This is a genomic window from Lientehia hominis (assembly GCF_021044755.1).
Taxonomy (GTDB): Bacteria; Bacillota; Clostridia; order Lachnospirales; family Lachnospiraceae; genus Lientehia; species Lientehia hominis.
Genome location: NZ_JAJNOR010000007.1, coordinates 99,852 through 121,767, shown reverse-complemented (window position 1 = coordinate 121,767; position 21,916 = coordinate 99,852). Strand labels below are relative to the sequence as shown.

The 21,916-nt window shown below is 49.2% G+C and carries 18 protein-coding genes and 1 other annotated feature; of the genes, 2 read left to right on the top strand and 16 right to left on the bottom strand.

The features are described from left to right. Window positions 1-5: 5 nt before the first annotated feature. Window positions 6-1,076: an ABC transporter substrate-binding protein gene (locus LQE92_RS12120; protein ID WP_231063217.1), complete on the bottom strand. Its 1,071-nt coding sequence runs from the start codon at window positions 1,074-1,076 to the stop codon at window positions 6-8. Window positions 1,077-1,471: 395 nt separating this feature from the next. Between LQE92_RS12120 and LQE92_RS12115 the strand changes: the two genes are divergently transcribed. Beyond that, a complete protein-coding gene (locus tag LQE92_RS12115; protein ID WP_231063216.1) occupies window positions 1,472-2,035 on the top strand; it encodes an SIS domain-containing protein in 564 nt (187 codons plus the stop codon). Window positions 2,036-2,106: 71 nt separating this feature from the next. On the opposite strand, the gene proS is transcribed toward LQE92_RS12115, so the two are convergent. From proS to metG, 14 genes are all read right to left on the bottom strand, one after another. After that, on the bottom strand, window positions 2,107-3,546 hold the full coding sequence (gene proS / locus LQE92_RS12110) for a proline--tRNA ligase (protein ID WP_231063215.1): 1,440 nt from the start codon (window positions 3,544-3,546) through the stop codon (window positions 2,107-2,109). Between the two features lie 76 nt (window positions 3,547-3,622). Then, window positions 3,623-3,822 (bottom strand) — a binding site (T-box leader). Window positions 3,823-3,872: 50 nt separating this feature from the next. Beyond that, window positions 3,873-5,513 (bottom strand): zinc-ribbon domain-containing protein, encoded by a 1,641-nt coding sequence (locus LQE92_RS12105; RefSeq protein ID WP_231063214.1) that lies wholly within the window; start codon window positions 5,511-5,513, stop codon window positions 3,873-3,875. Window positions 5,514-5,628: 115 nt separating this feature from the next. Continuing rightward, window positions 5,629-6,696, bottom strand: a complete 1,068-nt coding sequence (locus LQE92_RS12100) for an AI-2E family transporter (RefSeq protein ID WP_231063213.1) — start codon at window positions 6,694-6,696, stop codon at window positions 5,629-5,631. 84 nt (window positions 6,697-6,780) lie between these two features. Then, on the bottom strand, window positions 6,781-7,470 hold the full coding sequence (locus LQE92_RS12095) for a response regulator transcription factor (protein WP_147597595.1): 690 nt from the start codon (window positions 7,468-7,470) through the stop codon (window positions 6,781-6,783). After that, window positions 7,463-8,962 (bottom strand): sensor histidine kinase, encoded by a 1,500-nt coding sequence (locus LQE92_RS12090; protein WP_231063212.1) that lies wholly within the window; start codon window positions 8,960-8,962, stop codon window positions 7,463-7,465. The genes LQE92_RS12095 and LQE92_RS12090 overlap by 8 nt, the downstream gene beginning before the upstream one ends. Window positions 8,963-9,107: 145 nt before the next feature. Continuing rightward, window positions 9,108-10,025, bottom strand: coding sequence for a nucleotidyltransferase family protein (locus LQE92_RS12085; protein WP_231063211.1), 918 nt, complete (start codon window positions 10,023-10,025; stop codon window positions 9,108-9,110). A 40-nt stretch (window positions 10,026-10,065) separates the two neighbouring features. Continuing rightward, complete coding sequence (locus LQE92_RS12080; RefSeq protein ID WP_231063210.1) at window positions 10,066-11,292, bottom strand: DUF5711 family protein; 1,227 nt, start codon at window positions 11,290-11,292, stop codon at window positions 10,066-10,068. A 103-nt stretch (window positions 11,293-11,395) separates the two neighbouring features. Next, a complete protein-coding gene (locus LQE92_RS14565) occupies window positions 11,396-12,604 on the bottom strand; it encodes a LysM peptidoglycan-binding domain-containing protein (RefSeq protein WP_231063209.1) in 1,209 nt (402 codons plus the stop codon). Window positions 12,605-12,641: 37 nt separating this feature from the next. Next, complete coding sequence (yyaC, locus tag LQE92_RS12070; RefSeq protein WP_231063208.1) at window positions 12,642-13,241, bottom strand: spore protease YyaC; 600 nt, start codon at window positions 13,239-13,241, stop codon at window positions 12,642-12,644. Window positions 13,242-13,352: 111 nt separating this feature from the next. Continuing rightward, window positions 13,353-14,672, bottom strand: a complete 1,320-nt coding sequence (locus LQE92_RS12065; RefSeq protein WP_231063207.1) for a hypothetical protein — start codon at window positions 14,670-14,672, stop codon at window positions 13,353-13,355. A gap of 134 nt (window positions 14,673-14,806) precedes the next feature. After that, window positions 14,807-15,688 carry a 16S rRNA (adenine(1518)-N(6)/adenine(1519)-N(6))-dimethyltransferase RsmA gene (gene rsmA, locus LQE92_RS12060; RefSeq protein ID WP_231063227.1) on the bottom strand — a complete coding sequence of 294 codons (882 nt, stop codon included), beginning with the start codon at window positions 15,686-15,688 and terminating at the stop codon, window positions 14,807-14,809. Window positions 15,689-15,704: 16 nt separating this feature from the next. Continuing rightward, window positions 15,705-16,478 carry a TatD family hydrolase gene (locus tag LQE92_RS12055; protein ID WP_231063206.1) on the bottom strand — a complete coding sequence of 258 codons (774 nt, stop codon included), beginning with the start codon at window positions 16,476-16,478 and terminating at the stop codon, window positions 15,705-15,707. A gap of 29 nt (window positions 16,479-16,507) precedes the next feature. Then, window positions 16,508-17,122, bottom strand: a complete 615-nt coding sequence (locus LQE92_RS12050) for a DUF4867 family protein (RefSeq protein ID WP_231063205.1) — start codon at window positions 17,120-17,122, stop codon at window positions 16,508-16,510. 207 nt (window positions 17,123-17,329) lie between these two features. Next, complete coding sequence (gene metG, locus LQE92_RS12045; RefSeq protein WP_231063204.1) at window positions 17,330-19,276, bottom strand: methionine--tRNA ligase; 1,947 nt, start codon at window positions 19,274-19,276, stop codon at window positions 17,330-17,332. A gap of 179 nt (window positions 19,277-19,455) precedes the next feature. On the opposite strand from metG, the gene LQE92_RS12040 reads away from it, so the two are divergent. Continuing rightward, window positions 19,456-21,291 (top strand): DUF885 domain-containing protein, encoded by a 1,836-nt coding sequence (locus tag LQE92_RS12040; protein WP_231063203.1) that lies wholly within the window; start codon window positions 19,456-19,458, stop codon window positions 21,289-21,291. Window positions 21,292-21,355: 64 nt separating this feature from the next. Here the strand turns inward: LQE92_RS12040 and LQE92_RS12035 are convergent, their stop codons facing one another. Then, a complete protein-coding gene (locus LQE92_RS12035) occupies window positions 21,356-21,916 on the bottom strand; it encodes a M48 family metallopeptidase (protein ID WP_231063202.1) in 561 nt (186 codons plus the stop codon).

Genomic DNA, 21,916 nt, shown 5'->3' with positions numbered 1-21,916 from the left:
CAGTCTCAATTATAGGCGTACTTGTCAATGGCTTCCGCCGCATTTTCCGGTGTGATCAGATAGTCTTCATTGATCAGAAGCGGCTCCAGCTCTTCTCCGTTCACATATGCTTCAATAGTGTCAAAGGTTTTTGGCCCAAATAAGGGACTGCAGGTCGCAATCGCTTTCAGCGGCCTCCCGTCTATGATGGCCTGAATCGCTTCTCTCTGTCCGTCAATGCCGCAGACAATGATATCCGTCAGACCCGCGGCCTCCAGCGCCAGTGTGGCACCCAGCGCCATTTCATCGTTGTGACAGTATATGGCATCAAACTCCCCGCCCGTGGATTGGATGACATTCTCGATCACATTCTGCGCCTGCGCCCGGTCCCAGTTCGCGCACTGATCAGAGATGATCTCGATATTTCCGGCCGCTTCCACTCCGTTTATAAAGCCCTGGTGACGGTCTCTTACATCGGTGCCGCCTGCCGTCCCCTGCACTTCCACGACACGTATCGTCTCTTTATCCGAAAGAGCAGACGTCAGATATTTTACACACTGTTCACCTTCCCATACGAAATCGGATACGATGCAGGTCACATAGTCCTCTCCTGCCACTGCATTGGCGCCGCGGTCGACCAAGAATACCGGTACATTCTTTTCCCGGCAGGCATCAAGCGCCGGGAGAATCGCATCCGCGTCCACAGGTGGAATCACGATCACATTGCATCCCTGCGCCAGCAGATCCTCCACATCGGACAGCTGCTTTTCCGCGCTCTGTTCACAGTTGGTCATAACCATCTCAATACCGCGTTTTTCCGCTTCCTCTACCATGCTGGCCGTCTGCGCGGTCCTCCATCCATCCAGGCCCAGCTGTGCAAACCCCACTTTCAGATTTTCCATACTGAGGCCGGAATCTTTATCTTTCCCCTCCGGTTTCTCACTGGACTCTTTATCCGCTGTTTTTGTGGTTTTTTCCGCCGTTCCGGCTTCTGTCTTCGTCTCGCCCTCACCGGCTCCTGTCTCTTTTGGCTTTCCGCATGAGACCATACAAAGGACCATAGCTGCGGCCAACAAAACTGCTGTTATTTTTTTCATACTGACACCTCCATGCTCACCTTCCGGCAAAATTTTACACTTTTTCCTCGTCTGATTCCGGCGATATCCATTGCATTTTCATCGTATATCGTCATCGTTCACAAGTAAATCCTGATATTTTGGAAGTCATTTTCCGTTTTTTGTCTCCTTCATAATTGAGATTGCCTTTTTGGGATATTTGTACATTTCCCTTTCAATATTTTTTGATTTATCCTTCACCTTTTTTTTCTTTGTGAACTCCCTACATTTTTATCTGCCTATATTGGGGATTTTGTCCATGGCCTTTCTTTTTCTTTTCTGCTATCCTGAATACGTAAAGTCTGAATTCATGACGGTATGATATTCATTGCAGGATACCCGTTGACCTCATCTAAACAGAGAAAGAGGTACTGATTATGGCAGACTTTAATAAACTTTCAGAAACCGTTGTCTCAGAACTGGGCGAAGTCTTTTCCCGTATGGATGACACATCTGTCCGCCCGCTGCTGGAGGCCATCAAAAAAGCTCCGCGGATTTTCTTATTCGGACTCGGCCGGGAAGGCCTTTCCACCAAATCCTTTGCCATGAGGCTCATGCATCTGGGCAAAGAATCTCACTGGATGTTCGATGACACTACACCCGCCATTCAAAAGGGCGATCTGGTAATTATCTCCTGCGGATGCGGAAACAATGCGATCATGGGACATGTGATGGAAGAGGCCAGGAAACATGGTGCGATTCTGGCCCATATGAGCGCCATGCCTTCCAATCCCTTTGCTGACATGGCCGATATTGTGACTATGATGCCCGCCACCTCCTTCCATTCTTCCGGAGATCATCTGGTTCCCACGAAACAGCTTATGGGAAATCAGTTTGAGCAGGGTCTTATGTTGCTTTTCGATATCATCGTCATGATGCTCCAGGAGGAGCTTGGCATAACGGCAGAAGAAATGGAAACCAGACACCGAAATGTGGAATGAATAAGAAAACAGCTCCGCCGCCATAACTGGCAGCGGAGCTGTTTGTCTCTATTCCTTTTACTTTTTTGTCATTAATATGCTTTGCCCCAATATACCATTGTCTTTGCAGGCTTTCCGCATACCGGACACACATCCGTGATCTGTTCCTGCTCAAACGGCATACAGCGTGAGGTCGCTGTGGTATCCTCTTTAATCTTGAGCTCACATGTCTCGTCGCCGCACCACATCATCTTTACGAATCCCGGCTTCTCTGCCACAATCTTCTTGAACTCTTCATAGTCCCTGGCCGCATAGGTGTGCTCCTTCAAATGTTCCTTCGCCCGCGCCAGCATATCCTTCTGGATGCAGTCCAGAATCTCTTTCGCCTTGTCTGCCAGCTCATCCAATGATACCACAATCTTTTCACGGGTATCGCGGCGGACGATCACCGCCTGGTTCTGTTCCATATCCTTCGGACCAATCTCCACACGGATAGGAATCCCTCTCATTTCCTGTTCGCTGAATTTCCAGCCCGGACTCTTGTCGGAATCATCCAGCTTTACACGGATACCGGCCGCTTTCAGTACATCGCGAAGAGAAGCAGCTTTTTCCATCACGCCCTCTTTTCTCTGAGAGATCGGAATCACCATTGCCTGCACCGGCGCAATCCTCGGAGGAAGCTTCAGTCCGCTGTCATCTCCATGCACCATGATGAGCGCGCCGATGATGCGGGTAGACATGCCCCACGATGTCTGATGCACGTACTGGAGCTGGTTCTGGCTGTCAGAATACTGAATATCAAAAGCCTTTGCAAATCCGTCGCCAAAATTATGGCTGGTCCCGGACTGAAGCGCCTTGCCGTCGTGCATAAGCGCTTCAATGGTATAGGTGGAATGAGCGCCGGCAAATTTCTCTTTATCTGTCTTGCGTCCTTTTATTACCGGTATCGCCAATTCTTCTTCACAAAAATCCGCATAAACATTCAACATCTGAATGGTCCGGGCTTCCGCTTCTTCCTCTGTAGCGTGGGCCGTATGGCCTTCCTGCCATAAAAATTCAGCGGAACGCAGAAACGGACGCGTCGTCTTTTCCCAGCGGACTACAGAGCACCACTGGTTATAAAGCTTCGGAAGATCTCTGTGGGACTGGATGATCCTGGAATAAAAATCGCAGAACAGAGTCTCAGAGGTCGGACGCACGCAAAGCCTCTCCGGCAGAGTCTCAAGGCCTCCCTGGGTCACCCAGGCAACTTCCGGCGCAAAGCCTTCCACATGGTCCTTTTCCTTCTGCAGCAGACTCTCCGGGATAAACATGGGCATATAGACATTCTCCACGCCGGTCTCTTTAAAGCGCCTGTCCAGCTCTTTCTGTATATTTTCCCAGATGGCATAACCGTTGGGCCGGATGATCATACATCCCCTGACATTGGAGTATTCTACCAATTCTGCTTTTTTCACCACATCCGTATACCACTGAGCAAAATCTTCACTCATGGAAGTAATGGATTCCACTAATTTCTTTTCCTTTGCCATATCTCATTCTCCTTAAAATAATTAATTATGGGGCGTGATTTTTAATGAATATAAAAAGCCCCTTATTCCACATGGAACAAGGGGCCGAAGTTCGGCGGTACCACCCTCATTAGCCGGAGACCGGCTATCTCTCTTCCCCATATCGCCGGGACCGCGCCATATTTTCATATGGGGCTCCAAGGCAGGTTCAACAGCTCTGCCAGAAGGACCTTCCAGCTCCGGCCCTCTCTCTGGACTGACAGTCCGCCATTTACTAACCCTCTTCAACGCCATGTTTCTCATATTCCGCAAATATAAAGTTATTCTAGGATACTTGAAAGTATTTGTCAAGCCGATGTTTCTTTTTCAAATTTAAGAAGTACTCCATCCAGCTCCATACTCAGTTTTCCGGCGCCGTCTATGGTCACAGGCTGCGTATCCGTTCCCATGGTCAGGATATAGCGGCCGTTCTCCTGACCGTCCGCGGACCATGTCCCTTCTCCTGTTTTCCCCAGAATGTCCAGATAAAATTCGCCTGTGTCATAAATTTCCAGACGCATCTGTGTGTTCATCATCCCTCCGTACATCAGGAAATCGCCGGCCGGCATCTCATATGTTCCTGTGGTCACTGTGGTCACGTTCCAGTTGCCCACCGCGGAAGAGACTGAATTGTCCTGCTGGCTCTTTGCCAGCTGCGCCTGAATATACTCTTCTCGCTTTTCCCGGAGAACCTGTTCGATCTCCGGATAATCCCCGTCCAAAGTATGAAGGGCGCCGTCCAGGACGACGACAGCCGCGTCATAATTCTCATCACTTCCCAAAGCGGCCTGCGCTTTGCCCAGAATATCCTCCTGGTATTTCTGCCGGTAGTTTTCCAGCGCCCGGGACAGCTTTTCATTTCCAGGATTTTCCTTTAACGTATTCCGGAGCAGATCCAGCGCACTGTAATAATTTCCCTTTGACGCATAGCTGTCCGCCTGATCGAGAACTGACTGAATGGCATACTTTTCCTGTCCGTCCTCCAGCTCTTCCAGCTTCTCCTGCAGGTCCCGGTCACCCGAAAGTATTTTTAAAGCTTCCTTCACCTGGGCAATAGCAGTATCATAGTCATTCAGCTCCGCCTGAGCCTGCGACTCATTGAGAACTTTATCTTTATACTTGGACTTGGCCGTTTCCAGACGAGCGCTGGCTTCCTCATACTTCCCATCCGCCTTTATCACTTCCGAAAACTTCTGAATGGCCCCGGCGTAATCTTCATCCTCCATACACGCTTCCGCTTCTTTAAAGGCCGTCCTTGAATCATTCAGCTCCCTGATGCTCTCCAGCGCCGTTTCCACACTTTCATCATCCCAGAATCCTGATATGGCTTTGAGATACCGCCTCGCCGTTTGATAATCCGTGGTTTCTGATATAAATTCAGACTGAATCTCCTGGACTGCGTCCCCTAAAATGCCGGCGGCCTGCTGCTCCCGTCTGTCTTTTCCTGCAAAATTCTTTTCATACAGGGCTTCCGCCCGGGTCCAGTCTCTGTCTCTCACGCTGGCCTTCAGTTTACTCACAGGACCGGAAACCATAAAAAACAAAACCGCTGCTCCGATCAGCAGAGCTGCCGCCACAGCCGCCAGAATGATGATCCATAGTCTGGATTTCTTTTTCTCCGGCTGCTTTTTATGAACGCCCGGCATTGATCCATAGGCCGGAGGTTCCTCGCTGCGCCCGCCGAGATGATCATATGTATTACCCGGCTGTGGACCGGCCCCTGCCTGGCCATATGCCCCTCCGGTACGCGGCCCTTCACGATGGGGATTCTCCGGATGAGACTGAGCTCCAGCCGGTATTTCGAAAATCAGCTCATCCTCCATATTTTTCATGATCTCTTTTTCCAAATTGGGAATCGAGTCTTCCGGCTCCTGATACACCGGATTCCCGCAATTCTCACAAAATTTATCATTTTCATTTAACTTCTGTCCGCAGTTACTGCAAAACATATAGTCTCCTTTCCGCACCTTCGCGCCGCAAAATTGGAAACGATTCACAATTATTATACCTTAGCCGCCTTCAGACTGTCAAACGAATTACAGGCCCGTTTGTTTTCGTACGCTGTCATGCCCGTATACCCTTTCCTCCGTACATCTCCGTTAGCTCTTTTATGACCATGAAGCCAAAGGGTCCCAATATGAACCCGGCCACTCCAAACAGCATAAGTCCAATATACATGCTCATCAGCATCTCCAGCGGAGGAATCCCCATATGGCCTCCCATCATCTTGGCCTCCATCACTTCTCTCAGAAAATAACAGATGGCGTAGATTGCCGTCAGTCCGATGGCATAAGCCCAATTGCCGAGGAGGACAGAAAAGACCGCCCACGGAATCAGGACCGTACCGGTACCAAATACCGGCAGCGCATCCAAAAGCCCGATCAGGACTCCAAGCAGCACTGCGTAATTATTTCCCAGCAGATAAAGCCCCGTGCCGCATACCAGACAAGTGAGGCCCATGATCAGAATCTGAGTGCGGAAAAACGCCTTGCCCACCCGGCTTAAGCATCCGGTGACGGTCGTGATCTCCTGCCGGAAAACAGATATGTTCCGATACCTGCGGATTCTTCCCATGGAGGATACCATGAGCACACTTCCAATGGACACGATCGCCAGGAACGCCCCGCCTTTTATCACCCATTTCAAAACTGCCATGGAATTATCCATTACAAACACGCCGGCCATATCGCCCATACGGCTCATGATGTTCTCACACTGAGTATATATAAACTCCAGAGAGGTCCCTTTCGCAAACCCCAGAGAATCGTCGCAGCGGCAGCACAGATCGTCCAGCCACCCGCAGAGATATCTGGTATAGACAGGAAGCCTCCTGATCGCCATAAAAAGCTGCTCCAGAAAAAGACGTCCCAGAAAATACACAGCCGTCAGAAGCAGCGCTGAAAATGCGGTCACCAGAAGAGATGCCCATATCCCCTCCTTCAAACGCAGTTTTTTATGGAGCCATCTGGAGCCCGGCCGCACCAGAAGCGCGACCCAGTAGGCCGTTAAAAAAGGAATCACAAGAGGCAGTAGATATTTGAAAGAAATATATACTGCCGCGGTGATTCCTGTTACCAACAGGGCCTTTTTCTGTTTTTCACTTAATTTTCGCCCTTTGCCGTCCTGTCCCATCCAAATTTCCGCCCTTTTAGATGCCCGAGGGCATTTATTATACTGGGCTTAGTATAGGCAGAAGCACGGGATTTATACGCTGTATTACATTTTAAACCGGTAGCCCACACCCCATATGGTCTCGATATACTGAGGCTTGGCCGTATTAAACTCAATCTTTTCACGAATCTTCTTGATATGCACCGTCACGGTCGCGATATCTCCCACGGATTCCATATCCCAGATTTCCCGGAACAGCTCCTCCTTGGTGAATACATGGTTCGGGTTCTGCGCGAGGAAAGTGAGCAGGTCAAATTCCTTCGTGGTAAAATTCTTTTCTTCTCCGTTTATATATACTCGTCTCGCGGTCTTGTCTATCTTCAGGCCGCGGATTTCCACAATCTCATTTTCAGGCATCCCGCTCCCGATAAGCCTTTCATATCTGGCCAGATGCGCCTTCACCCTGGCCACCATCTCACTGGGGCTGAATGGCTTCGTAATATAGTCGTCTGCGCCAAGGCCAAGCCCCCGGATCTTATCGATATCATCCTTTTTGGCCGAAACCATAAGTATAGGAGTATTCTTCACCGCCCTCACCTGTTTGCAGATCTCGAATCCATCCGTACCGGGAAGCATTAGATCCAGGATCAGCAGATCAAAATCCTCCTTCAGGGCGCGGTCAAGCCCCTGGCTGCCGTCTGTCTCTATGTCCACGTCAAAACCACTGAGCTCCAGATAATCTTTTTCCAGCTCCGCGATGCTTTCTTCATCTTCTACGATCAAAATCCTACTCATGTACTACCTCCTGGTATTTTCTCAGCACAATGTGCATCACAGTTCCTATGGACTCCTTGCTGGTGGCCCAGATACGCCCGCCATGATCCTCTATGATCTTCCTCACGATGGACAGGCCGATGCCGCTTCCGCCCTTGGAAGAGTTCCTGGAAGAATCCGTCCGGTAAAACCGGTCAAAAATATTGGGCAGGTCCCTGGCTGCGATGCCCTTGCCGTTATCCTCAATCTCTATTTGTATAAAATCTCCGTCATCTTTAAGACGGATATTGATGATACCTTTCTTTTTATCCAAATATTTAACGGAATTGCTGACAATATTGTTGATGACACGTTTTAACTGCTCCGCGTCGGCAATGATCATCACCGGCCCTTCCGTATAGTCAAAGAACCCCAGATCGATATTCCTGGACTCCAGCTCCAGTCCTATCTCTTCCACACAGTCCTCAAAATAGGCGTTTACATCAATCTTGGAAAAGGTGTACGGAATCTTATTGGTGTCGATCTTGGAATAAAACGTGAGCTCATCAATCAGCTTATCCATATCGTTTGCCTTGTTATATATGGTGCGGATATATTTATCCAGCTTCTCCGGGGAGGATGCCACCCCGTCCATAATACCCTCCACATATCCCTTGATCGCTGTAATAGGGGTCTTAAGATCATGGGAGATATTGCTTATTAGCTCTTTATTTTCCTTATCGTACTCCAGCTTCTCCTCTGCGTTGTCTTTAAGCCTTTGGCGCATTTCCTCAAAGTCCAGGCAGAGCTGCCCGATCTCATCCTTCTCCTTGATCTTCAGCTCGTAATCCAGATTGCCTTCTTTGATCTCCTTCGTGGCTTTTTTAAGCTCCCCGAGAGGCCGGAGAATCGCCCGGTAGACCCACATGGTAAGAAGCGCCGATATCATGATCAGCAGAATCAGCACCGCCAGCGTCATATCCCGGAACATACTCTTAATCTGAGGAATCAGTTCACCAACGGAGGTCACGATGAACACGCTTCCGCGGGTCCCGTCCGAAAAGGTCAGGTCCTGCTGCTTGATCAGTCTTTTGCTGTCACTGCTGAACACACTTCCAGACTTGTTGTCGTTCCTCTCATCGCTGCTCCTGTAATCGGGCAGTTCTGTTTTTAGTTCTGCCTCGTCTCCGTCTGTGTTCCCGCTGAAAATGATTTCCTCACCCTTTCGGATGACCAGAAAGGAATATTTGCCGGCAAGCCTCTGGTTCAGCTCCTGCTGGTACCCGGCATCTTCAAACTGGTCCGGATCTTTGTTGGCGATCTCATAGATATCATGCTGTACATTCATGGTCAGAGAATTAAACACCTGAACAGAAGCTCCGGAATACATGTCTCCGACTCCGGTGATATCGTAATCCGATTTCAAGGTGCGCGCCTGAAAGCTTCCCAACGCAAAAATACAAATATATACCATCGCAATGGGTACGAGAACGATAGTAAAAAAGGTGATCATCAATTTTGTTCTCAGCTTCACGTATCCTGCATCTCCCTTTTATCCAAATGGCAGTCAGGAATACCCTCTCCGCCTATGGTACATCATAACACATTCTGCCGCCCGGCGCTCATAAACTAATATAAACATTCTTAATTTTTCATAAAACTGCCTGTTTATGCGGTGTTCAGCTCCAAAGCCGTTCCGGATAAAGTCCCTTTTCCTTTAAATCCCGGACCGCTCTGACCACCGCTTCCTTGTCTTCCTTATAGGTGACTCCAAACCACCTGTCATGAGAATGGAGTACCTGGACGCAGGCTCTCTCTTCCTCGATTAGGGCTCCTACTACCGTAGGGATAAAGAATTCGCCCTTCATGGGGTTCTCCCGTAATGTCCGATTCAGGAATGCAGGAAAACGGAGCTCCATCTCTTTCAAAATACTTTTGCTGAACCCCCACAGATTCATGGATACCAGAGTCCCCTCTGGAATCTTCACCGTTTCTCCATTATCCTCCGCAAAAACAATATCAGCACCTCTCCGTTCAATGCGCGTCCTCTCCGTTATAGCCGTGAGCATGCCGTCTCCGTCCGTCTCACAGACGCCTCTTGCCACACTGCCATGATCTGTAAGCGTATTTTCCACCTGGTATCCCACCATGGCAAAGCGGTATCTGGAATCATCCTCATAAGTCACCAGATAATCAAAGATCACCTGGAACGCTTCTCTCCCATAGTAGTCATCCGCATTGATCACAGCAAAAGGACCGTCCACTTCATTTCTGCAGCTCAAGATCGCATGGCCGGTCCCCCAGGGCTTCACCCGGCCGGCCGGCACTTCAAATCCCGCGGGAATGTCATGCAGGTCCTGATAGACATAAGCGGTCTCCATCTGGCTTCCGATCCTGTTCCCCACTGCCGCCCGGAAATCCGCCTCGTTTTCCTTTTTTATAATAAATACCACTTTTTCAAATCCGGCCTGTTTCGCATCATATATAGAAAAATCCATGATGATATTTCCATACTCATCCACCGGATCGATCTGCTTCAGTCCGCCGTAACGGCTGCCCATGCCCGCGGCCATAATTACAAGTACTGGTTTCTTCATTGTCATATTTTCCCTCTTTCGCATCGGCAGTACGCCGTTTTTACTGCAGCTCCAGCTCTTTCATGAACCGGGGGCCGATCTGGATATATTTATTATCTCCGAGACAAATGAGCTTCTCAATACTGCCGTCCAAAGTCCCGTGATATTTCAGGATTCCTGACATATTATAGATTGAGCACTCCGCTTCCCGGTATAAGAGCACATGGTTTCCTGAGATTTCCGCGGTTTCATATTCCATGTCAACATCCTTCCGGAATACCAGCCTGCCCGAGCTCCCATAGACCATCAGTTCTTTATCTCCATTCTCATTTTTAACGATCATGCCGGCATACTTGTCCGAATAAAAGATACTGGAGATCTCTCCTTCCACATCAACCTGCTGCAAAAGCTCCGGCTTTACCGTGTTTTCAAGAGAATAAAAGCACAGACGGTCCTGAGCAAACGCGCAGGCATACCGGTCGTCCAGAAACTGCACCTTTGCCACCATATTCGAGCCGTATTCCTTAAAGCCCCCTACCAGCCGGTCCTTTACATTCTGGCCTTCCTCGTCAAAATTGTAAAATACCACCTGATTCTGCATGATTCCCTGATCCAGGTAAACGTAAGAAACCATCAAAAGCATCCCGTTAGGCGAAATACTCAGATCGATGGGATATCCGTTTCCTGCCAGCGTCGTCTGCACTTCTATTTTCAGCTTCGTGCCCGATTTATCATAAAATGCGATAAAATTACTTTTGCTGTCTTCCAGGATTGCCACGGTCACGCCAGTGGAAGAAACCGCCACCTTGGAAATGGGCAGCGTAGTCGTCACCACTCCCTGGCACCCGCTTTTATCACAGATGTATATGGAATATCCGTTCTTGTCCGCAATCGCCACATAGTCCCCGCTGGTTCGGGCGAACGGAGATTTCATTTCAAATGCCTGGTTCCACAGTTCTTCTCCGCGCCGGTCGATATAAGAGGCTCCGTCCCGAGTATACTTCACCACATTTTCTCCATACGCCTCATAACCGGAAAAGCTTCCCTCACTCAGCTCCTTTTCCCACTTGGCGCTGAATTTCTGGTATTGGTGATGCGTCTGGTAATAGTGATACCCAAAAAGTCCGGCTGCGATCACGACAATCAATAAAACCGTGATCACTACCCGGAATTGCCTATGTTTTTTTATATCTTCCCGGAGATCCTCGTCCTGTTCCAGGTTCTCACTGTCAATGATACCCTCGCGAAGCTGCCGTTTTCTTTTTTCTCTGTCTCTTTTGTTTTCCATTCCAAGCTTCCTTACCTGTTTTCTAGATTTTAATTATACAATAAACAATCCATAATAGCACTACTTAAAATCAGATTCCTGGTATTTTTCATTTTATATCCCTCTATTCTTTTTCGGGAAGCTTGAGCGTTTGTCCTTCGAATATAAAGTCTGCGTTATCCATGCCGTTGAGTGAACAGATTTCCGAAACGAGAGACGCATTGGTATTACCATAGATTTCCACACAGATCTTGTTCAGGGTATCCCCGCTCTGTACCACATATTCCCGGTAAACAGGCGCCTCCGCTGCTTGTCCTTCCGACTCGGCAGACGTTGTCTCTGCGGCCGTCGTTTCTTCGGCGGTCGTCTCCGCGCTTCCGGACTCAGCAGGAGTCTGGGAGGTCTGTGCATCTGTCCCGGCCGTGGAAGATCCCGGCACGGTCTCACTGCCGGACGCCGCTTCAGAAGGGTATACGTTGCCCGGCACCTCGCTCACCACTGCCTGTCCGCTCTCTTCCTTTCCCACCGAGGCCCCGGCAGCCGAAGTCGTCTCCTCCACAATACTGTCTTTTCCGGCAAATACGGCCAAAACATCTTTCACACCCTGCATTTTATCATACTTATACCAGGCTGCCATGCCAAATCCTGCGCCGCACAAAAGGGCCGCCACGCTGACCGTCCTTAAAAACCGGGAAACACCCGTCCCCGGCACCTGTTTTTTATTCTGACCGGCAGTTTCTTTTTCCTGGGAGCCGGCAGCCATTTTAACTGCTTGTCCCTCTTTTCCCTGCTTAGTCTCCATGATCGTGCGGAACTGTCTGGCCGCCTGGTCAGAGACTCCCCTGGACGCCGGTGTCAGCGAGAATTCCGTCTTTCTGGACGGTTCCAGGGAAATCATATATTCCTGCATCTGTTCGTTACGCTCATAATATATGTAGTAGCCCTTCAGTCGGTGCGCTCCGTGAAAATCAAACCGGTAGGCTGCTTCTTCCTCCCTGCTCCCGTCGTACAGGAAAAGCACCTGATTCTGACTTTTGAAGTTCTCATTATGACTCTTCTGCAGATTATAAAGATCCGTCAGACCACTGTCCCCGCTGCACAGAAACCAGCCGCAGATCTCCACATCTTTAAAGCAGGTCTCAGCCTGCTCATACACTCCGTTCCATGCCGAAGCCGTCATGACGATCCGGTCATCCTCTATTTCATAGTCCTTCACCAGCACGGCTCCCCGGACAAACAGGCAGGGGATGTCCTGCTCCTTTGCCTGCTGTCCCAAAAAGACGCCGATGCAGGTGTCGTTCCGCTTTTTCATCTTTTCAATAAAGGTCGCCACATAATCCTCCATATATAGGTGGAGGTCATGCTCTATATCACCAATTTGCCTGATATTTCTGGGTATTTCCATATTCCATGTCCCTTTCTGTATCCGTGGGCCCGGCGCATCCGATTCCTGCACAAATGCAGTCTGCCAGCTCCATTACTATAGAAAGGCGGGTGTTTTGCAAAAGCGGTTCAAAATTTCCGCCATATCCCACGATTCCCGTGATGAAAATGTCACCAACGGACATCAGGTTCTTACTCACCCCCAGCCCCGGCCGAATGGCGCCGCGCCCCAGCGTAATATATCCCACATGTTCATATTTTCCTACCGAGGCATCCACCGCCACAATGATGGAATCCTGATAATACTGCCGTATCATCTCCATGGTCTCACTCAAATTGATTGCGTGGATGGGCTGTGTCAACGTTCCAAATACCCGGTATTCTTCTCCCTTCGTCTTTTTCAGCTTGTAACCCACTAAAGGTCCAAGGCTGTCTCCTGTAGAGCGGTCGCTCCCTATACAAAGAAACAAAATATTTTCTTTTTTCGTATTTTTCTTTACTTCTGACACTAATTTTTGTAACTGTCCTCCAAATAAGTCCGGAGAAAACCACTTTCCGGCTTTATGGTAATAAATTTGTCTGTTCATAATATCACCGTTTCTTTTATCCCTTCAAAAGGGACTTTTAGTTTTGTCTGGATTATTGCCCAATTTCTGGAATATAAACCAGATATTTAACTAAATATAAATCGGCCGATATTATAACTGTATGGAGCCGCACCAGAATCCGAAGTTTTCTTCCCGGCGGCCTGTGGCCTTTTTAAAGTCCGGAAGCCCGAACATGGATGCCATGAACTTTTCCTGAGGCTTAAAGATTCCAGGTACGCCCAAAATGTATTGATATTCTGTCTGGAATTTTTCCCGTCTCACCCTTTTTCTTCTGGCCAGAATCAGATACCGGTACTGGTAATATCCGTGAAGTACAAAACTATTGTTGCCGTAAGGCCAGTTTTCCTTAGGCAGCCTCCCGATATCCTGAAGATGGATCTGAAGCACTTCCCAGCCCTCTTCTGCCAGGATCCGTTTTCTCGGAAGCACCTTTTTCAGGCAGTCCCACAGAGGCAGCTCCATAAAACCTTCCCTGTAATAAAAATCATCCGGCATCCGTCCGCTGAACGTATCGCTCTGTTCCTCATCCTGATCCGGCGCCTTGGACTCGTTTTCCGTCTGATTGAACGCTTCTTTTCCGTCCTCTCGTTCCAATACAGGCGAGCCGCCGGTATACGTCTCCAAAATCTCGGATACCTCCGCGGAAACAGCCGCTTCCGTCTCGGCTTCCGCCACCGCGGTCATTTCCACCTCATTTTCCGGCTCTGATTCCGCAGAATCTGCCGTCTTCGGTCTCGCTTCATCCAGCTCCGTTTCTTCCAGCTCCGTTTCTTCCAGCTCTGGTTCTTTCGGTTCCGGCTCTTCCAATTTCGGCTCTTCTGGCTTCAGATTTTCCAGCTCCGCTTCAGCCTGTTCTTTTTCTTCCGGAGATTCCGTGTCCATGCCAAAAAGAAGGTCTGTCTCTTCCTCCTCCAGCCTATGGCCATCCGTCTGATCGTCCTGCAGCCTTCCCGCGGCTTCCGCAGCTTTCAGCAGCAGTCCTTGTCCGCCTCTCCAGTTTTCTCCCGCCACAGGTGCTTCCCGCAGGCTGGATATATGTATAATGGCGTCGTCCCAGGTGGTCAGATAGGATTTCCTTGCGCTGGCCTGGCTCCTCAGATACAAGCCTCTGACAAAATCAAGTCCGAAGCCGCTTCCGCTCAGGTCGTCTTCCTGCTTCCCGAATACAGCTTCTCCGACTCCATTTCTCACCGGGATCCGTCCCAATGGCACCAACAGCAAGCTATCGGACAGATTCCCATAACCATACAGATTCAATTCCCGGCCGCTGCATTCATAAGCTCCTTTAATACTGACGCTGATCCTGCATTGTCCGCCCCTTGCCTCAATTTTGGCAAAGCCCACATTCTTTGTCTTCATATCGCCTTCATAGGCATATATATATGAGATAAAACGTCTATATTCTGCCACACTACCACTCCTTCCTCTCTATTTTATGCGGGGAATCCGGGAGATATGACCATTTTAAGAAAAAAACTTGAAAGAATCCTGCCCAATGAAAAACCGTACCGGTTTCTCCCCGGTACGGCTCTTCATATTCCTGTTTATTCAGTTTCTCCCCCGCCAAGCTCCGATAAAAGATTGCTGAGTCCGGCAAACTGCTCCAGCGTGAGCGTCTCTCCCCGCACTGTGGAGGAAAGCCCCATCGCCCTTATGACCTCCGCGATCTCTTCCTTCGAAAAGGAAAGTTCCGATGAATTGCTCCATCCATTCTGAAGAGTTTTTCTCCTCTGGTTAAAAGAAGCGCGGATCAGACGGAACAGTAGCTTCTCATCCTTTACCTGCACAGCCGGCTCCCGGTGGCGTGTCAGGCGGATGACCGCGGACCCCACCTTTGGTCTGGGCATAAAGCAGTTCGGCGGTACGTTGGCCACAATGTACGGCTCCGCATAATACTGGACCGCCAAGGACAGCGCGCCGTAATCCTTGCTCCCCGGCCCTGTCTGCATCCGGTCGGCAACCTCTTTCTGCACCATGATCGTGATATTATCGACCGGCACATGGCTTTCGAACAGCCCCATGATGATCGGCGTCGTGATATAATAGGGCAGGTTGGCCACTACCTTGATGGGCCGTCCCCCGTTTTTTTCCTCCGCCAGCTTTGCCACATCTACCTTCAGGATATCCTCATTGATGACCGCTACATTTTCATAGCCGGCCAGTGTCTCCTCCAGAATCGGTATCAGGTTCCGGTCTATCTCCACCGCGCAGACAGCTCTGGCTGCCTCCGCCAGGTACTGAGTCATGGTGCCGATTCCCGGCCCGATCTCCAGCACAAAATCCTCTTTCGTGACTCCCGAGGCCCGGATGATCTTATCCAGCACATGGGTATCTATAAGAAAATTTTGTCCAAACCTTTTCTGAAATGCAAACTCGTATTTCTGGATGATTTCTATGGTATTCTTGGGATTCCCCAGATTCGCCATGGGATTTTTTCCTTTCTCATTCAGTGTCCAGGCGGTAGAACCGGCAGGCGTTCTCATAGGTGACTCTTTCCACGGTCTCTTCTGAAATCCCCTTAAGCTCCGCGACTGCTTTTACCACGTAGTGAAGATTTAGCGAATTGTTCCGCTTCCCCCGGTTCGGCACCGGCGAAAGATACGGGCAGTCTGTCTCCAAAAGCATCTTGTCCAGAGGCATATGCTTCACCACCTCTTTCAGCTTTTTTCCGTTGGAAAAGGTGATAACGCCGCCGATTCCCAGATAATAACCCCATTCCAGAAATTTTTCGGCCATTTCCGGTCCGTAGGAAAAGCAGTGAATCACCCCCTGCATCTGTGCCGCTCCCGACGCCTTCATGATATCATAGGTATCCTGAGCCGCTTCCCTACTGTGGATAACTACCGGCATCTTCATTTCTCCGGCAAGAAGAAGCTGGCGTTCAAACCATTTTTTCTGTACTGGCCGTCCTGGCTCATCCCAATGGTAATCCAGTCCGATTTCTCCCAGCGCCACCACCTTCGGCATCTGAAGCGCTTTTTCAATATAAGAAAAATTGTCCTCTGTCAGCTCGCCGGTATCGCTGGGATGGACTCCGGCCGCGGCGAAAAGAAATGGATACCGCTCCGCAAGCGCTATGGCGTTCTTCGTCGTCTCCAGGCTCGCCCCTATATTGACCACCCGGCCGATTCCCCCTGCTCTCAGAGAAGAAAGTATCTCATCCCGGTCTTCGTCAAAAGCCTCATCATCGTAATGAGCATGGCTGTCAAAAATCATGGTTTACTCCATTTCCCCGGCTTCCCTTGTCACACCCGGATAATATCTCCTTTTAAGCCCGGATAAAAATCTTCTCCGCTGTCCGGATGGGTCAGGACCCATTTATTTTTCATGCAGAGCAGCTTATCCTCTTCTGTCTGCATCTGGTTCTTCTTTTCACTGGACACGTTAGTTCCTTCCGGCAGCACAATGATGCACTGGAATACGCCGGCGCCGGCGCTGCAGGGCGCATAATGAAGCGTGCTGCTGTAAAGAAGGACGGCGGTTCCAGCAGGCACCAAAAATGCCTCTGCATTGGACAGGTCAAACGTTGTCATGGTGTCCATATCTCCGCGGCTTCCCACGACCACGATCATATCCGTCACCGCAATATCCAGTTCTTCACCTCTGTGATATTCCATCGTATCCGCTTTATGATTCTTTCCGTTGCAGTAACCAATCTGAATCGGCATTTCTCCATAAATCTGACGGCTGATGGCCTCACAGATCTCCATTTCCTCGGCCTCTTTCACAGAAGGCTCATAAATCACCTCATCAGGAGCCGGCGTTGTTTTCGCCCAGTCCACCAATCCGGAGAAATCCATTCCTTCCACTATCGCGCCATACTTTTTAAATTCCTTGTCTGTTACTTTTTTAACTTCCATAAATACCCTCTCCTTTTTCTCATTTTTTATCCCGGAAGGAGTTTTGCCGCCTTCCTGAAACGCCTGCGCGTTTTCCCCCAATTTTTTCCCGCTGCCGGGACGAAAAACACCGGGCACCCTTCTTCCCAGCGATGCCCGGCATTCTTATACCTTGACGCACGAAGCGCGCCCACCCGAAGGGGTTTATTTAAGGGTGAACCTGTGCTCTTAACAGATCTCTGCTCCGGAGGGCATATCCTTCTCCGGCGTCATCAGCGCCAGATTGCCTTCCGCATCCTCCGCACAGAGCAGCATCCCTTCCGAAAGGATGCCCGCCAGTTTCGCTGGCTTCAGGTTAGTCACCACCATGACCTTTTTGCCCACCATCTCTTCCGGGGTATAAAAACCCTTTATGCCGGATACGATCTGACGCACCTGGCTGCCAACCTTTACCTGGGAACAAAGGAGCTTCTTAGACTTTTTCACTGCTTCGCAGGCAATGATCTCTCCCACCTGGAACTGAAGCTTTCCAAAATCGTCAATGGTCACCTCCGGCTTTGCTTCCATATCTATACCGGTTTCTTCTTCCTTGCCGGCTGTTTTCCCAAACCTCTCAGCCACATCTGCCAGCACCTCATTCACATCCAGACGGGCAAAGAGTATCTCCGGCTTCTCCGCCACCTTATTTCCGGAAGGATACTGACCGAATTTCTTCATATCCTCCAAGCTGCGTTTGCTTCCGTTCACCTGCGCCAGTATCTTCTTTGAGGTGGAAGGCATGAAGGATTCTAAAAGGCTTGCCCCGATGCAGATGCTCTCCACCAGATTGTAGAGCACGGTCTCCAGCCTGAGCTTTTTGGACTCATCCTTAGCCAAAGCCCAAGGCATGGTCTCATCTATATATTTATTGCAGCGTTTGAACATGGAAAAAATCTCACTGATCGCATCCGCCACCCGCAGCTCGTTCATCTTCGCTTCTACTTTTTCTGCCGTTTCAAGAACTGCCGCTTTTAATTCCCCATCCACCGGCTCAGAGGTCCCGGAATCCTTTACCACTCCGCCGAAATATTTGTTGGACATGGAAATCGTCCTGTTCACCAAATTGCCCAGCGTATTGGCCAGGTCAGAATTCAGCCGCTCGACCATCAGCTCCCAGGAAATCACGCCGTCATTGTCAAAGGGCATCTCATGAAGTACGAAATACCGTACCGCATCCACCCCGAAATAATCCGCCAGATCATCGGCATAGAGAACGTTGCCTTTGGACTTGCTCATTTTTCCGTCGCCCTGAAGCAGCCAGGGATGACCAAATATCTGCTTGGGAAGGGGCAGGTCCAAAGCCATCAGGAATATGGGCCAGTAGATGGTATGGAACCGGATGATATCCTTGCCGATAAGGTGCAGATCCGCGGGCCAGCATTTGTCAAACTGTCCGCTGCTTTTTCCGTCACACTCATAGCCGATTCCTGTGATATAGTTGGTCAGCGCATCAAGCCATACGTAGATCACATGCTTTGGGTCAAAGTCGACCGGGATGCCCCATTTAAAGGAGGTCCTGGAAACGCACAGATCCTGGAGACCCGGAAGCAGGAAGTTGTTCATCATCTCATTTTTTCTGGAAACCGGCTGGATGAACTCTGGATGTTCGTTGATATATTCGATCAGCCTGGGAGCATACTTACTCATTTTGAAAAAGTATGCCTCTTCCTTAGCTGGCTGCACCTCTCTTCCGCAGTCAGGGCACTTCCCGTCCACCAGCTGAGATTCCGTAAAGAAGGATTCACAGGGAGTGCAGTATAATCCCTCATAATATCCTTTATAAATATCGCCCTGCTCATATAATTTCCTGAATATTTTCTGTACCTGCGCCTCATGGTCCGCGTCTGTGGTACGGATAAATTTATCATAGGAGGTATCCATCAGATCCCAGATCCTCTTTATCTCGCCCGCCACATTGTCCACAAATTCCTTCGGAGTGATGCCGGCTTCCTGAGCTTTCAGCTCAATCTTCTGCCCGTGCTCGTCCGTCCCGGTCTGGAAGAACACATCATATCCCTGTTCCCTTTTATACCGGGCGATGCTGTCCGCCAGGACGATCTCATAGGTATTGCCGATGTGCGGCTTGCCCGAGGTATAGGCAATGGCCGTAGTCATATAATAAGGTGTTTTTGCCATCTTTGTCCCTCCATCAAAATAAAACTGTTCTGAAATTCGATTATAGTATATTTAAATCCCAAAGTAAAGGGAATAATTGGACATTTGGCTGTACAGCCTATATACTGGAAAGTACAATACTAATTTGGACACCAGATGAATATCTTAAAGAAGATACCACATCCGTGGGGAGGTAATATATGAAGAAACGGCTTACCCGCCTGCTCGCCCTTTTGCTGGCCGTCGTCCTGATGCTGAGCGGCTGTGCGTCAGGAGCAGAAAAAAACACCACTCAAAGCAGTTATGAAAACACATCTGAAAACAGCGACCCTTCCGGTTCCCAAACATATGACGAGCCGGAGCATAAAAAATTCCTGGATTTCACTAAACGGCAGTTCCTGGATTCTGTCGTTTCCGACACGGTAAATCTTCACTATACTCTGGCTGATCCGAAAGCTTATGGGATCACGGAATATGAAGTCTCTCTCGGCTCTCTGAATAAAGAATCCATTGAAGAAAGTTATCAGGACATGAAAGCTGTCCTGTCAGAGCTTACATCCTTCAACTACGCGGCGCTTCCGGCGGAAGACCAGCTCACCTACGATGTGCTGAAGGATTACCTGGAGACCTCTTTAGAGGGTAAGAATTATCCTTATTATGAAGATTATCTGACTCCCATAATGGGTCTGCACGGCAATCTTCCCACCGTCATGGCAGAATATACCTTCCGCACAGAGCGGGATATTGAGGATTACCTGAAGCTTCTGGAACTCATCCCTTCTTATCTGGACGAGGTCATCTCCTACGAAAAGACAAGGGCTAAAAAAGGAATGGTCATGCCTCCTTCCTCCATAGACGAGGTCATAAGTGCATGCCAGGATTTTATCGGCAGCACAGAGGACAATGTGATGATATCCACTTTCAATGACCGCATTGATTCATTTGAAGGTCTGACAGATTCACAGAAAGCGAAGTATAAAGAACAAAACGCGGCCACAGTCAGCTCCCAGATCTTTCCCGCCTATGAAAAGATCATCCTCTGTCTGAAAGAAATTAAAGGCACCGGAAACAATTTGCAGGGAATCTGCTACTATCCGGAAGGTAAAAAGTATTACAGCTATCTTCTAAAAAGTCTTGTAGGCTCAGGCCATACGCCGGAAGAGCTTGTGTCCCTTATAGAAGAACGTCTGGATACTCAGATGACCACCATGTTTCTCCTCCTGTCAAAGTCTCCTGAGCTGTCGGAGAGCTTCGGTAATTATACAGAGGAAAACAGGACGCCGGAAGAAATCCTGGATACTCTGAAAGGGAAGATTTCCGAAGATTATCCCGCCCTGCCGGCCGATGTACAATATCAGATCAAATATGTCCACGAATCCATGGAAGCGAGTTCGAGTCCGGCATTTTATATGATACCGCCCATCGATGACCTGAAGGAAAACACCATCTATATCAATAAGAGCAGCACAAACGGCGGCTCCCTTTTTTCAACCCTTGCCCATGAAGGATATCCCGGCCACCTGTATCAGACAGTATACGCTTCCACTGTATTGACCGATCCGCTCAGGCACATTCTGAATTATCAGGGATATTCCGAAGGATGGGGCCTGTATGTGGAGCATGAATCCTATGCGCTGAACGATGCGTTGACTTCCGAATCCGAAGACCTGGCAGCCTTGTATTCTCTTAACTCTTCCGTTTCTCTGGGCGTTCACGCGATGTTGGATCTGAAGATCAACTATGAAGGCTGGAATCAGGAGCAGGCCGGAGAATATATCCAGACCTATTTTGGGAAACAAGATTCCAGTACCTTGGAAACTATCTATAACACCATTGTGAGCGAGCCCGCTTATTATCTGAAATATTATGTGGGATATCTGGAGATTCTTCTCCTGAGAGAAAAAGCAGAGGCTCGTCTGGAAAGTCAGTTCAGCCTCAGGGAATTCCACAAATTCCTGCTGGATATCGGCCCCTGCTCCTTCACTACCATAGACGACTATATGGAAAAGTGGATGGAGAGTCAGCTGGCATCCTGAACCTGGCACAAAATCCCCGCGGATTCTGCCTCCTGCAGAACCCGCGGGGATCATTTATTTCCTTTCATCTGATCCAAAGCTCCGGTCCATGCTTCTTCAGCCATTTTACGGCTGTTTTATAATCCGGAAAAATCCTGGAGACCTCATGATAGAACCGGCTTGAATGATTCATTTCCTTTCTGTGGGCCAATTCATGGACAATGACATACTCCCGTATGAACTCCGGCGCCAGCATAAGCCTCCAGTTAAAATTCAGATTTCCTGCCAAACTACAGCTTCCCCACCGTGTCTTCTGCTCCCGGATGGTGATCCTCCCATAAGTGACCTGCATGATCTCCGCATATTCCTCTGTCTTTCTGCGGAAATAAAGTTCCGCTTTCTCCCTGATGGTTTGTTTTTCACCGTCCGTGAATTTATTGATTTTCTGATCGGACAGCTTTCTGTATTGTTCCGTCTCTTCTAGTTTACTGAGAACCCATGCAGATTTTTTCTTCAGGAAATTTTCCAGGATATCTTCCGGGCAGCCTTCCGGCGCCCGAAGTATCACGCTTCCATCCGCAGTAACTTGAAGTGAAACTGTTTTTCTTTTACTATATACCACTTTACAGGGAAAGGGCGCCTTCAT